Annotated in this window: 10 protein-coding genes and 2 tRNA genes; 4 read left to right on the top strand and 8 right to left on the bottom strand. The window is 39.1% G+C overall.

Annotation, left to right across the window (positions count from 1 at the left end; all coding sequences use genetic code 11):
- Positions 1-304, top strand: a 304-nt coding sequence (locus B5440_RS09015; RefSeq protein ID WP_234996363.1) for a transposase, incomplete at its 5' end; no start/stop codon positions are given.
- A 91-nt stretch (positions 305-395) separates the two neighbouring features.
- On the opposite strand, the gene B5440_RS09010 is transcribed toward B5440_RS09015, so the two are convergent.
- From B5440_RS09010 to B5440_RS08975, 8 genes are all read right to left on the bottom strand, one after another.
- A tRNA-Val gene (locus tag B5440_RS09010) sits at positions 396-470 on the bottom strand.
- 195 nt (positions 471-665) lie between these two features.
- Positions 666-743: transfer RNA gene (locus B5440_RS09005), tRNA-Val, on the bottom strand.
- Between the two features lie 66 nt (positions 744-809).
- Positions 810-2,000, bottom strand: coding sequence for a bifunctional folylpolyglutamate synthase/dihydrofolate synthase (locus tag B5440_RS09000; protein WP_070053305.1), 1,191 nt, complete (start codon positions 1,998-2,000; stop codon positions 810-812).
- Between the two features lie 30 nt (positions 2,001-2,030).
- Positions 2,031-2,849: an energy transducer TonB gene (locus tag B5440_RS08995; RefSeq protein ID WP_070053295.1), complete on the bottom strand. Its 819-nt coding sequence runs from the start codon at positions 2,847-2,849 to the stop codon at positions 2,031-2,033.
- An 8-nt stretch (positions 2,850-2,857) separates the two neighbouring features.
- Complete coding sequence (locus B5440_RS08990) at positions 2,858-3,250, bottom strand: ExbD/TolR family protein (protein WP_070053293.1); 393 nt, start codon at positions 3,248-3,250, stop codon at positions 2,858-2,860.
- Position 3,251: 1 nt separating this feature from the next.
- A complete protein-coding gene (locus tag B5440_RS08985) occupies positions 3,252-3,953 on the bottom strand; it encodes a MotA/TolQ/ExbB proton channel family protein (protein WP_057482149.1) in 702 nt (233 codons plus the stop codon).
- 220 nt (positions 3,954-4,173) lie between these two features.
- Positions 4,174-5,400 (bottom strand): Glu/Leu/Phe/Val dehydrogenase dimerization domain-containing protein, encoded by a 1,227-nt coding sequence (locus B5440_RS08980; protein ID WP_070053292.1) that lies wholly within the window; start codon positions 5,398-5,400, stop codon positions 4,174-4,176.
- Positions 5,401-5,465: 65 nt separating this feature from the next.
- On the bottom strand, positions 5,466-6,530 hold the full coding sequence (locus B5440_RS08975) for an anhydro-N-acetylmuramic acid kinase (protein ID WP_070053291.1): 1,065 nt from the start codon (positions 6,528-6,530) through the stop codon (positions 5,466-5,468).
- Positions 6,531-6,623: 93 nt separating this feature from the next.
- Between B5440_RS08975 and B5440_RS08970 the strand changes: the two genes are divergently transcribed.
- The 3 genes from B5440_RS08970 (at position 6,624) to B5440_RS08960 (ending at position 13,990) form a co-directional block, all read left to right on the top strand.
- Complete coding sequence (locus B5440_RS08970) at positions 6,624-7,766, top strand: acyl-CoA dehydrogenase (protein ID WP_070053289.1); 1,143 nt, start codon at positions 6,624-6,626, stop codon at positions 7,764-7,766.
- Between the two features lie 237 nt (positions 7,767-8,003).
- Entirely contained in the window at positions 8,004-12,527 is a 4,524-nt protein-coding gene (gene gltB, locus B5440_RS08965; protein ID WP_070053288.1) for a glutamate synthase large subunit, read from the top strand.
- A 2-nt stretch (positions 12,528-12,529) separates the two neighbouring features.
- Entirely contained in the window at positions 12,530-13,990 is a 1,461-nt protein-coding gene (locus B5440_RS08960) for a glutamate synthase subunit beta (RefSeq protein ID WP_070053286.1), read from the top strand.
- Positions 13,991-14,060 lie beyond the last annotated feature (70 nt).

The following is a 14,060-nucleotide window of genomic DNA, read 5'->3' as shown; positions in this document are numbered from 1 at the left end:
GTTGGCATTTAAGCTTACACAAAGACTTAGAAATATATTTAACAATGCTAAATCAAAAGAAGGGGCTTATACAAAACTAGCTCACTGGTACAAGGATGTGGAGGAGACGGGGTTTAAGGCTTTTAATACCATAGCCAACACCATTACCCTTAATTACAGATCTATTCTCAATTACTTTATCAACAGAAGTACCAACGCTTCAGCAGAATCCTTTAATGCAAAAATAAAAGCGTTTAGGGCTCAGTTTAGAGGAGTGAAAAATGTTGAATTCTTCTTATATAGATTAACCACAATTTTTGCTTAAACACAACAATTGGGCTTGATCCATATAAACGTACAATTTTGGCATAAAAAAATCCCTAAAGTAGGTAAACTTTGGGATTTAGGAATGAAAGTGGGCGCGAAGGGATTCGAACCCCTGACCCCTTGGGTGTAAACCAAGTGCTCTGAACCAACTGAGCTACGCGCCCCAATATTTTCAATAAATTTACTTCCTAATAAAAGAAAGCGCAATACTTTTTGGGATTCTTCTCCCTGACTCTCCCGATAAAAAACGGGATGCTCTGAACTAACTGAGCTACGGTCTTAAAATGTCAATAAAAATCCTTCTCTATTGAAGGTTTTGCTAAAAAAAGGCTTCCTTTTATAGAAGCCTTTTTGAATAGTGGTGGGCGCGAAGGGATTCGAACCCCTGACCCCTTGGGTGTAAACCAAGTGCTCTGAACCAACTGAGCTACGCGCCCTATTCTTGAATGCGGATGCAAATATAGACTAGTTTTTAATCTACACCAAGAAAAATTTCAAAAAAATTAAATTATTTCTGCCACGGTAAATGTGCTTCCGCCAACAAAGACCAAGTCTTCGTCTAAGGCCGCATCCACGGCAACATCATAGGCTTCTGAAACAGAATTAAATACCCTTCCTTCCAACTCAAAATTCGATGCTTTTTCCTGTAAAATTTTAGCTTCCAGTCCACGAGGAACTTCCGGTTTAGAAAAGTAATAAATAGCTGTTTTTGGAAATAATGGTAAGATATTTTCTAAATCTTTATCGTTCACCACTCCCAAAACTATATGTAAATGCTGAAATTTCTCATTTTTAAGTTGTTCAAAAACTAAAGTTAAGCCTTCAGTATTGTGGGCAGTATCGCAAATCACCCTGGGTTTTTCCTGTAATATATCCCACCGGCCTTGCAGGGAGGTATGTAATTTCACACTATTAAGTCCGTTTTTAAGGCATTCTTCAGGTATCTCCCAGCCCTTTTCCCTTAAAACCTTCACCGTGGCAATTGCAGTCTTCATATTCTTATTCTGGTAATCTCCTTTAAGATCGGTATGGTAAGTTGGGACTTTTAAATCCTGGGCAAAATATATAGCTGAATTATGTTTTTTAGCTTCCTCTTTAAATATCCTAGTAGTTTCTTTTTGCGTTTCGCCAATTATTACGGGAACATTATCTTTTATAATTCCTGCTTTTTCCCCGGCTATTTCAGGAATTGAATCTCCTAAAAACGCGGTATGATCTAATCCTATATTGGTAATCACTGAGACTTCAGGAGTAATTATATTTGTAGAATCAAGACGACCGCCCAGGCCTACTTCTATAATAGCAATATCGACTTTCACCCTTGAAAAATAATCGAAGGCCATTCCTACGGTCATTTCAAAAAAAGAAAGTTGATTTTCGGTTAGAAAATCTTTGTTCGCATTAATAAAACTTACTACAGGTTTCTTCGGAATAAATTTCCCGTTTACCTTAATTCGTTCCCGGAAATCTTTTAAATGTGGTGACGTATATAAACCCACTTTATAACCGGCTTCCTGGAACACCGAAGCCAACATATGGCTGGTAGAACCTTTGCCGTTGGTACCGGCAATATGAACAGATTTAAAGTTTTTATGCGGATTATTTAGATGTTCTGCAAGTTTAACGGTACGCGAAAGATCTTTTTTGAATGCCTGCGCACCTACTCTTTGGTACATAGGCAACTGTTGAAACATCCAATCAACAGTTTTTTTATATGCATCCACTTATTCAGAGAGTTTAAAGTTATAAATAATAGTTCCAACCTGGCGTGAAGGTGCATTACTATCGCTATTAAAACGAGTAGCCATCGCAGCTCTTCTTGCAGGATCTGTTAAACAGGCAGCGCTGTTTGTGGTTCCTTTTACACCGGGCGTGGCATTGATTACCTGCCCATTTTGATTAACTTCTATACGAACCACCACGATTCCAGATTCATTACAATCCTGAACAAATTTTTCTTTATTTAATGCCCTTCTTCCGCCCAAACGGTAATTCCCATCTCCATCAAGTCCAGAGCCACTTCCGTAATAAGAACTCGCATTAGGATCTCCATCTGGGTTACCTTTATCTCCGGCCTGATTATCGTTTCCTTCTCCCCCACTTTCTGTACCCGATCTTTCCGGACCGTTTAAAATACTACTCATAGCATCAGTAGTAGATTGGTCTGGTTTGGGTTCTGGTTTTTTAGCCGGTGGTTGTTCTTTAGGTTCTTCCGGTTTCTTCTCTTCTACCGGTTTCGGTTCCTTCTTTTCTTCAATAACAGGAGCTTCTTCTACTTGCTGAGTTACTACCTCTTCTTCGATAACCGGTTCGGGTTGCGTTTGGGTTTCCGGAACGGTTGTTTGTTTAGGAGCCGATTTTACAGGCTCGGTAGGTTGCTCATTTCCGGAGCCAACTTCTGAAGTCCCAAAATTTATGGCTATTCCACTCTCTGGTGGCGGATCTAAATATTTAAAGCCTAACAGAAATAATAATGCAATTAACAGCACGTGTAAGATAACCGTGATGGTAAAAGATTTTTTTTCGTGCCTGGTTTCTAACATAATTAGATTTATTCGGGTTTAACCGCTAAAACGATCTTATAACTATTTCGGTTCGCGATATCCATAACATTTACGGCTTTTTCTATAGGCACACCTTCTTCTGCCCTTAAAATAATGGTTGGCTTTTCTTTACCTGCCAGTTTTGTTTTTAAGGTACTTTCTAATGAAGACTGTGTAATACGTTGATCGTCTACATAGAATTGAAGGTCTTTTGTAATACTCACCGATACATTTTGAACACTAGTAGTTTTCCCTTTCGCTTTGGGAAGTATTAGGTCTAAAGCTTCTGGAGTAATTACCGGCGAGGTCAGCATAAAAAAGATCAATAACAGGAATACAATATCTGTCATTGAGCTCATACTGAACTCGGGGCTTACTTTATTTCTTCCTCTTAAATTCATATTAAGCGGGCTCGTTTAAGAGGTCAAGGAAATCTACCGCGGTAGCTTCCATTTGGTGCACTACTTTATCGGTTTTCACCACTAAGTGATTATACCCAATATAAGCGATAATACCTACAATAAGTCCGGCAACGGTTGTAGTCATCGCGGTATAAATACCTTCTGCAAGTGCTCCCATTTGTGCCTGGCCACTACTGGTTGCCAGCTCATGAAAAGCAATTACCATACCTATTACTGTTCCCAGGAAACCAATCATTGGTGCAGCCCCGGCAATAGTAGCCAAGATACTTACATTCTTCTCCAGTTTGTAAACTTCTAAGCGGCCTGCATTTTCTATGGCAGTATTAATATCTTCTAACGGACTTCCAATTCGGGAAATTCCTTTTTCGGTTAACCTGGCTACGGGAGAATCACTTTGTGCACAGCGCATTTTAGCCGATTCTATATTTCCGTTTAAAACGTTATCCTTTATTTGAAGCATAAAATTCTTATCTACCTGGCTGGCCGACTTTATCGCAAAAAGCCTCTCGAAGTAAATATAAACTGCCGCAAACAACAGGATAAAAAGAATAAGGATAATGATTTGGCCTCCAAGGCCTCCACTAAGCATTAAATCGAATAAAGACAGGGTTTTTTCTTCCACTACCGGTTCTGCCTCCTGGGCGGCTTCGGCAACGCCGTCCTGCTGAAAAAAGTATAGCATAGGTTTCTATTAGGGTTTTTAATGTAACGTGATAAACCAGATTTAATTGTAAATCAAATTTAGTAAAATAATCAGCAGTGCAAACCGCTTTCTCTTAATTGGGAATTATTTATTTCCTGAAGATGAATTTCATTAAATTCTATTCATAAAAAATCCCGCTCGAAAGCGGGATCTTCAGGAATAATCTCAATCAACTAAAATTAAAAGATTAATCAAAAACTTATACCAATTGCTTCAATGCTACTTCAAAAGCTGTTTTGCTAATATTGGTTTTATTACTATTATTATCGTACGTATTCTGGATGGCATTTTTAATGGTCATAGAAGTATCATTAAAAATAGACTCATCGGTCATTTGTACTCTTCTTTCCATAAAATAAGCGAAAACTCTAGCCATTCCGCAGTTCGCTATAAAATCAGGGATTAAGCTAACTTTCTCGTCGGTAGATTCCATAATTGAGCCGAAGAAAATTTCTTTATCAGCAAAAGGTACATTAGCACCACTGGTAATCACCTCTAATTTTCTTTCAATAAGACTATTAATCTGGTCTTGCGTGATTAAACGGGAAGCAGCACAAGGCGCAAAGATCTCTGCATCAATTTCCCAAATCTTCTCGTTGATTTCTTCAAAAGGAATCAGGTTATCGTGCTTAATTGTATTCCCTTCTTTGTTAAGGAAAAGTTCCTTAATTTCTTCAAAAGTAAATCCGTCTTCATTAATTAAACCACCAACACGGTCTATTATTCCCACAATCTTAACGCCCATTTGAGCGAGGTAATAAGCTGCGGCAGAACCTACATTTCCAAAGCCCTGAACAATTGCTCTTTTTTGGGTTACATCTCCGCCATAAATATCGTAGTAATGTTTAACCGATTCGGCTACGCCATAACCGGTAATCATATCGGCCACGGTATATTTACGGGTTACATCTGGAGAATAACGAGTGTTTTCCAAAACTTTGATCACTCCCTGGCGCAACTGGCCAATTCTATTAATTTTATCGGCTTCACTGGGTTTAAAGTGCCCGTTAAAAACACCTTCCTGCGGGTGCCATACACCACAATCTTCGGTAATAGGAATTACTTCATTTATTTCATCTACATTTAGATCGCCACCGGTACCGTAGTAACTCTTCAACAATGGAGAAACCGCTTTATACCAACGCTCTAAAACACCTTTTTTTCGAGGATCGTTAGGATCGAAGTTAATACCCGATTTAGCCCCTCCAATTGGAGGTCCAGAAACGGTAAATTTCACTTCCATGGTTTTGGCTAGTGAAAGCACTTCATTTTGATCTAATCCTACACGCATTCTTGTACCTCCACCGGCAGCACCACCGCGCAGAGAATTTATTACCGTCCAACCTTCAGCTTCTGTCTCAGAATCTTTCCAGTTAAATACTATTTCCGGCTCTTTATTTTCGTATAACTTTAATAATTCCTTCATTTATACTCTAATTTTTCGCAAATATATAAACTAAGCGCTATATTTTTAATTTTTTAGCAAAAAGTTTAGATCTCATAAATAACTCCAGAAGAATGATCTTTTTTAGCGCCGGTAACAGATTTTAATACATTTACCTCATCTCTAAGTTTTAAAACTCCCAGTAAGCCGAAAATTAAAGCTTCTTTATAATTAATAATTTCATCTGAAGGAATCGTAAAATGACATTTAGATTCCGTTTTCAAAAGACGCAATAGAAAATTATTAAATGTTCCACCGCCAGTCATTAATACTTTAGTTTCAGGATCATCGTCTAAAGTTTTAGCGATTTGCTGGGCTACGTGCAGGGTATAGGTGTGTAGAATATCTGGAATATTATCTTCATATTTCTCCAGGATGGGAAAAACTGTAGACTTCACCCACTCTATTCCCAAAGATTTAGGTGGTTTTTGAGTATAAAAAGGGAGCTTATTTAATTCCTTGAGCAAATCTTTATTTAATTCGCCTGAAGCCGCTAATTTCCCGCCTTCATCGAATTCTTTTCCTAATTTTTGAGCATAATAATTTATTACGGTGTTTACGGCACAGATATCATAAGCCAGGCGTTTATTATCTTTTTCGGTAGAAATATTTGCAAAGCCACCTAAGTTCACGCAATATTTATAATCTGAAAAAAGCAATTGATCTCCAATAGGCACCAACGGCGCACCCTGCCCGCCCAATTCTACATCTTGCACCCTGAAATCACAAATTACGGTTTGGCCCGAGAGGTAGGCCAGCTCAGGCAAATTACCAATTTGTAAAGTGTAGTTATTTTCCGGCTCATGTTTAATGGTATGACCGTGACTACAAACCGCATCTATATCTTTTATTTGGTGAGTTTCAATAAAACGGGAAATAATCCCCGCCAAAAAATTGGTGTATTTTTTATTCAATTCCTCTAATCGTTCCTCAGAATAATTAATTGCCTCAGCCAAAGTCTCCTGCCAGTTTAAAGGGTACGGAATGGTTTCAGCCTTTAGTATCTTATAACTCCAGGAGTTTTTAAAATCAAAATTAACATAGACCAGATCGATGCCATCTAAGGAAGTTCCTGACATGACACCAATAACCTTGTAGTTTGCTTTTTTCATATTCGTAAAATTTATTAAACTAAATTGAAAATTACATACCAAAACTTTACCTTTGGTGACCAAAATTAGATTTTCCTAAATTAAAATAATAATATGGATTTCAAACTTACAGAGGAACATATAATGATTCGCGATGCCGCGCGTGATTTTGCAAAAACAGAATTACTGCCCGGTGTGATAGAAAGAGATGAAAAACAGGAATTCCCAAAAGAACTGGTAAAAAAGATGGGAGATCTTGGTTTTCTTGGAATGATGGCTTCTCCAGAATACGGCGGTGGCGGAATGGATACCATTTCTTACATATTAGTGATGGAAGAGCTTTCTAAGATAGACGCGTCTGCATCTGTGATGGTATCGGTGAACAACTCGCTGGTATGCTGGGGGCTAGATACTTATGGAAGCGAAGAACAAAAGAAAAAATATCTAACTAAGCTTACTACAGGTGAAAAACTCGGCGCTTTCTGTCTTTCAGAACCTGAAGCTGGAAGTGACGCTACTTCACAACGTACTACCGCTATAGATCAAGGAGATCATTACATCCTTAACGGAACCAAGAACTGGATCACCAACGGTAGCTCTGCCGATTATTACTTAGTGATCGCCCAAACCGACCGTGAGAAAAAGCACAAAGGAATTAACGCTTTTATCGTAGAAAAAGGAGTGGAAGGTTTCGAAATTGGTCCTAAAGAACAAAAAATGGGAATTCGCGGAAGCGATACACATTCTTTAAATTTTAATGATGTAAAAGTTCCAAAAGAGAATAGAATTGGTGAAGATGGCTTCGGTTTTAAGTTCGCTATGAAAACCCTATCTGGTGGAAGAATAGGAATCGCTGCCCAGGCATTAGGTATTGCGTCGGGGGCTTACGAGTTGGCTTTAGACTATTCTAAACAACGTAAAGCTTTTGGTACCGAAATTTGTAATCACCAGGCAATTGCATTTAAGCTTGCTGATATGTATACCTCTATTGAAGCTTCAAGGCATTTGGTTATGAGAGCAGCCTGGGATAAAGACCAGGGCCAGAATTATGACCTTACGGGAGCAATGGCGAAAGTATATGCTTCAAAAACCGCAATGGATGTTACTACAGAAGCTGTACAGGTTCACGGTGGTAATGGTTATGTAAAAGAATATCACGTAGAACGTTTAATGCGTGATGCTAAAATCACTCAGATTTACGAAGGAACTTCAGAAATTCAAAAAATTGTAATCTCCAGAGGGATTTTAAAAGACTAGTATTTCCCATCTCATTATTTTAAAGCCCGGTTTTTTCTAAACCGGGCTTTTTTATGCCCAAAAATGAACCATGAATTTTATAGAATTTATAATATTAAAGGGGTCAAATTATATAATTATCATTTATAATAATTTTAATTGATTTTAGTGAATTTCTTCTTACTTTAAGAGATAAACGCTTCATATTATTTATCTAATTAGGTAATTTTGAGACGATAACTTAAGGACGAAAAGGACATGAAATTAAAAAAACAGGGGCTCTATTCACCCGAATTTGAGCATGATAATTGTGGAGCAGGATTTATATGTAATCTAAAAGGCAAAAGAACAAACGATATTATTCACAAGGCCTTAGATATTCTTATTCGGCTGGAACATAGAGGCGCAGTTAGCGCAGATGGAAAGACTGGTGACGGTGCCGGTATTTTGATAGAAATTCCTCACGATTTTTTTAAAAAAACCTGTGAATTTAAATTACCAGATTTTAAAGAATACGCGGTTGGAATGGTTTTTCTTCCGCAGTCTAAAAATCAGCAAAAAATTTGCCGTGAGATCCTTGAAGAAGAAATAATTGGCCAGGGGCTTAATCTTATTGGCTGGCGTGAAGTGCCGGTAAATAGAGCGTGCCTGGGAAGTATTGCTTCACTCTCTGAACCCAATGTGCAACAGGTCTTTATTGGAAAAGGAGACGATGTTTCTGCTGAAAGTTTTAATGCAAAACTATTTGCAGCCAGAAAGATCGCTGAACATAGAATAGAAAAATCAGGTCTTTCTGAATCAGAATATTTTTACCTGCCAAGTTTATCAACCAACACCATTATATACAAAGGTTTGTTGATGCCGCAGGACATTAACGTTTACTATCGCGATCTAAACGAACCAGATGTAGTTACCAAACTAGCACTGGTTCACCAACGTTTCTCCACAAATACTTTCCCTACCTGGGATTTAGCACAACCTTTCCGCTATATGTGTCATAATGGAGAAATAAATACGCTTCGAGGAAACCTTAGCCGAATGAAAGCCCGAGAAGAGCTTTTTGAAAGTGAGAAATTTGGACAGGATTTAAAAGAAATTGTGCCTATTGTTCCCGAAGGAAAATCAGATTCAGCATCTATGGATATGGTCCTGGAATTACTTTTACAAACCGGCCGCTCTTTACCTGAAGCCATTATGATGATGGTACCTGAAGCATGGGAAAAAAATCCTTCCATGCAAGATGAGAAAAAGGCATTTTACGAATATAACTCCTGTATCATGGAGCCCTGGGACGGGCCTGCCTCAATTCCATTTACCGATGGAAATTATATTGGTGCACTTTTAGACCGAAACGGTCTTAGACCTTCCCGCTACACCTTAACAAAAGATGGTTATGTAATTATGTCTTCGGAAACCGGGGTATTGGAAATTCAACCCGAAAATGTTGAGCGACACGGAAGGTTAGAGCCGGGAAGAATGTTTTTGGTTGACATGAACGAAGGCCGAATTATTGAAGATAAGGAAGTTAAACAGAAAATAATTTCAGAAAGACCTTATCGCAAGTGGCTGGATGAAAACCTGCTAAACCTATCTGAAGTTCCTTACACCGGCAATAAAACGCCGGTTGAAAATATTGATATAAATACCCGCCAAAAATTATTCGGTTATACCCAAGAAGATATTAAAACCATAATTACCCCAATGGCCACGCAAGGTAAAGAAGCAATTGGTTCTATGGGTGCCGATATTCCACTGGCGGTACTTTCAGATAAATCGCAGCTATTATTCAACTATTTCAAGCAATTATTTGCCCAGGTAACCAATCCGCCTCTAGACGGAATTAGAGAAGAGATCGTTACCGATATTAGCCTTTCTATTGGGGAAGATCGAAATTTATTTGATATTATTCCGGAGCAATCCAAGAAATTAAGAATCCAAAATCCCGTTATTTCTAACGAAGATTTAGATAAGATAAAATATATAGAGCATCCAGATTTCAAGACTGCTTCTATCTCTATATTATATGAAGCCGAAAAAGGCCTTAACGGACTTGAGGCTCGTTTAGATGAAATTATTTATGAAATTAATGACGCTGTAGACGATGGTTGTAATGTAATTATTCTTACCGACCGAAATTCCGATCCTAAATTAGCGCCAATTCCTTCGCTTTTGGCTTGCTCCTTTGTGCATCATCGCGTGAAAAAATACAACCGAAGATCTTCCTTCGGAATTGTCATAGAATCAGCAGAACCAAGAGAACCGCATCATTTTGCATTATTATTCGGTTATGGTGCCAGCGCGATTAACCCATATATGGTTAACGAAATTATCTACAACCTGGTAGAAGAAAAAGAAATTGAGGTTGATGATCCTGAAGTAGCGGTTGAGAATTTTAATGTTGCCATTGGAAAAGGGATTGTGAAGATTATGAACAAAATTGGGATCTCTACCCTTCACTCCTATCGTGGCGCGCAAATTTTTGAGATCCTTGGATTAAACCAGAAATTTGTAGATAAATATTTCACCAATACGCCAACCCGAATTGAAGGTATTGGATTGTATGAAATAGAAAAAGAAATTCAAAAACGTTTTGACAACGCCTTTGCACCTAAGAAAACAGACACCGATCTTGATCTGGAAATTGGTGGAGACTATCGCTGGAGAAGAACAGGAGAAAGACATATGTTCAATCCGGCCAGCGTTGCAAAACTGCAGCAAGCGGTAAAACAGAACAGCACTAAAGCTTACGAAGAATATTCAAAATTAATAAACGACCAAAGCGAGCGTTTAATGACGCTTCGCGGAATGTTCAAATTCCGTGACTTAAATCCTATTCCTGTTGAGGAGGTTGAGCCCTGGACAGAGATCGTAAAACGCTTTAAAACCGGAGCCATGTCTTTTGGTTCTATCAGTAAAGAAGCGCACGAGAACCTTGCAGTTGCCATGAACCGTATGCAGGGAAAAAGTAACTCTGGAGAAGGCGGTGAAGACCCACAACGTTTTCATAAAGATCTTGACGGAAACTGGAGAAATTCTGCCATTAAGCAGGTAGCTTCGGGAAGGTTCGGAGTTTCTATTAATTATTTAAGCAACGCGAAAGAAATTCAAATTAAAATGGCCCAGGGTGCAAAACCCGGGGAAGGCGGGCAGTTACCGGGACCAAAAGTGAATCCTGATATTGCTAAAACCAGAAATTCCACTCCTTATGTAGGATTAATTTCGCCACCGCCACACCACGATATTTATTCAATTGAAGATCTAGCACAGCTGATCTTTGACCTTAAAAACGCAAATCGCGAAGCCAGGATCAATGTTAAACTGGTTTCTAAAGTTGGCGTGGGAACTATTGCCGCCGGTGTAGCAAAAGCAAAAGCCGATGTGGTTTTAATTTCAGGTTATGATGGCGGTACGGGAGCTTCTCCCCTGACTTCCCTGCGCCACGCAGGTTTGCCCTGGGAACTAGGAATTGCCGAAGCTCAGCAAACACTGCTTATCAATAATCTTAGAAACAGAATTGTTGTAGAATGTGACGGCCAGTTAAAAACCGGTCGGGATGTGGCTATCGCTGCGTTGCTAGGAGCTGAAGAATTTGGTTTCTCCACCGCACCGCTTGTAGCCTCCGGGTGTATTATGATGCGCGCCTGCCATTTAAATACTTGTCCCGTGGGAATTGCTACGCAAGATCCTGAACTTAGAAAGAAATTTAAAGGTACGCCTGAAGATGTGATCAACTTTATGTATTTCATAGCCCAGGAATTAAGACAAATAATGGCCGATCTTGGCTTTAGAAGTATCAATGAAATGGTGGGTCAAAGCCAGAAGTTAGATATGAACCGGGCTATAGAACATTATAAAGCGCAGGGATTAGATCTTTCCAACATTCTGTATAAGCCGAAAATTGATGAAGATATGCCGCTATACAATACCGAAACCCAGGATCACAACCTGGAAAATGTGTTGGATTTTGAAATTTTAAAACAAGCGCATCCGGCAATTTACCGAAAAGAAAAAATGAGTCTGGATTTCCCAATTAGTAATATCAACCGTACTACCGGGGCTATTTTGAGTAATGAGATTTCAAAGATTCACGGAGCAAAAGGTTTGCCTAATGGTACGCTTACTTTAAATTTCACAGGTTCCGGCGGGCAAAGTTTTGGAGCATTTGCTACTAAAGGCCTAACGATGAATATCAATGGGAATTCAAACGATTATTTAGGGAAAGGTCTTTCAGGAGCAACTTTAAGCGTTAGAAAACCAAAAGAAGCATCTTTTAAATCTAATGAAAATGTAATCATTGGAAATGTGGCCCTTTATGGCGCTACAGATGGAGAAGCATATATCAATGGAATTGGTGGTGAGCGTTTCTGCGTAAGAAACTCCGGCGCAAAAGCAGTTATTGAAGGAATTGGCGACCACGGTTGTGAATATATGACTGGAGGAGTTGCTGTAATTTTAGGAACTATAGGAAGAAATTTCGCTGCCGGAATGAGCGGAGGAATTGCTTATATATATAATCCCGACAACAGCCTGGATAATAACAATTTCAATATGGAAATGATTGGTTTAGAAGACCCTTCCGAAGAAAATAAAGAAGAGCTCAAAGAACTTATTGCAAATCACTATCAATATACCGAAAGTGATGTGGCCAGTGAAATTCTTGAAAATTGGAAAGAGAGTTCAGGCAAATTCATAAAAGTAATGCCTACAGAATTTAAAAAGGCCTTGCAGAAAATGGAAGAAGAGAAAATGAAACAAGAACAAAAAGAACTCAAAACAGCATAATTATGGGTAAGATAAGAGGTTTTATGGAATACGACCGCAAGGTTGAAGAGACAGAAGCTGTTGAGAAACGAGTAAAAGATTACAAAGAATTCACGAAAGAAATGTCGCCAGAAGAACTTGGCGACCAGGGAGCGCGATGTATGGATTGCGGGATTCCGTTTTGTCACAGCGGTTGCCCGGTTGGAAACTTGATTCCGGATTTTAACCACGCGGTTTATAAAAACGACTGGAAGAAAGCGCTTAAAATTCTACACGGAACAAATAATTTCCCTGAATTTACCGGAAGATTATGCCCGGCACCTTGCGAATCTGCTTGTGTATTGGGAATTACAGATCCGCCGGTGGCGATTGAACTTATTGAAAAATACATTGTAGAACGCGGATTTAAAGAAGGATGGATCACTCCACAACCTCCAAAATCCAGAACCGGGAAAACCGCGGCAGTAGTAGGTTCGGGCCCTGCCGGCCTTGCAGCGGCACAACAACTTAACCGTGCTGGTCACGAGGTCACCGTCTTTGAGCGCGACAATAAAGTTGGCGGATTATTGCGATACGGAATTCCCGATTTTAAAATGGAAAAACATGTAATTGACCGTAGGGTTGATGTCATGAAAGAAGAAGGAATTAAATTTAAAACCGGCGTTCACGTAGGTGAAAATTATGAAGCCGAAAAACTTAAAGAATTTGATGCTGTAGTACTTTGCGGTGGCGCTACCAAACGCCGACATCTACCAATTGAAGGTGCAGAAGGCGGTGGTGTTATGCAGGCTATGGATTTTCTAAAAAACAACAATGAAGTTGTAGACGGTTTAAAAGAGCAAACCGAAAAATATTCGGCTAAAGGTAAAAATGTGATCGTAATTGGTGGTGGTGACACAGGCTCAGATTGTGTTGGAACTTCTAATCGCCACGGAGCAAAATCGGTTACCAATTTTGAAATCATGCCGGTTCCAAGTGAACATAGAGACAAGGAAAATCCCTGGCCTTACTGGCCGTTTACCCTTAAAACCACTTCTTCTCACGAAGAAGGTGTAGAGCGTAACTGGAGTATTAATACCAAAGAGTTTATTCGGGATAAAGAGGGTAATTTAAAAGCTTTAAAAACCGTAAATATAGAATGGGTAAAAGGTAAAAATGGAAGACCACAACTTAAAGAAGTTGAAGGCTCAGAAAAAGAGTGGCCTTGTGAGCTGGTACTTCTAGCTTTAGGATTTACCGGACCTGAAAAAACATTAAGCGAGCAATTAGGCCTTGAACTGGATAGCAGAACAAATATTAAAGGAGATGAAGGTTACCAAACCAACATACCAAATATCTTTACTGCCGGAGATATGCGCCGTGGACAATCCTTAATTGTTTGGGCAATTTCTGAAGGCCGTGAAGCCGCATACCACGTAGACAAATACTTAATGGGAAAATCTATGTTGCCAAGAAAAGGGGAAGGCGACCTTCCCGCTGCTTAATTTGGATTTTGAATAAATTGTGGGTTAAAGTGGCTGTTTGAAAAATCTTATTTCCGTCAAGCTGAACTTG

Origin of the sequence: Salegentibacter salarius (assembly GCF_900168265.1) — a bacterium.
In the GTDB taxonomy this organism is placed as follows: domain Bacteria; phylum Bacteroidota; class Bacteroidia; order Flavobacteriales; family Flavobacteriaceae; genus Salegentibacter; species Salegentibacter salarius.
This window is presented reverse-complemented; position numbering and strand designations above follow the sequence as displayed.

Bases quoted from the DNA above. Each gene is read 5' to 3' on its own strand.
- B5440_RS08990 (WP_070053293.1), bottom strand. From the start codon at position 3,250: ATGAATTTAAGAGGAAGAAATAAAGTAAGCCCCGAGTTCAGTATGAGC.
- gltB (WP_070053288.1), top strand. From the start codon at position 8,004: ATGAAATTAAAAAAACAGGGGCTCTATTCACCCGAATTTGAGCATGAT.
- B5440_RS09000 (WP_070053305.1), bottom strand. From the start codon at position 2,000: ATGTTTCAACAGTTGCCTATGTACCAAAGAGTAGGTGCGCAGGCATTC.
- B5440_RS08975 (WP_070053291.1), bottom strand. From the start codon at position 6,530: ATGAAAAAAGCAAACTACAAGGTTATTGGTGTCATGTCAGGAACTTCC.
- B5440_RS08995 (WP_070053295.1), bottom strand. From the start codon at position 2,849: ATGTTAGAAACCAGGCACGAAAAAAAATCTTTTACCATCACGGTTATC.
- B5440_RS08980 (WP_070053292.1), bottom strand. From the start codon at position 5,400: ATGAAGGAATTATTAAAGTTATACGAAAATAAAGAGCCGGAAATAGTA.
- B5440_RS08985 (WP_057482149.1), bottom strand. From the start codon at position 3,953: ATGCTATACTTTTTTCAGCAGGACGGCGTTGCCGAAGCCGCCCAGGAG.
- B5440_RS08960 (WP_070053286.1), top strand. From the start codon at position 12,530: ATGGGTAAGATAAGAGGTTTTATGGAATACGACCGCAAGGTTGAAGAG.
- B5440_RS08970 (WP_070053289.1), top strand. From the start codon at position 6,624: ATGGATTTCAAACTTACAGAGGAACATATAATGATTCGCGATGCCGCG.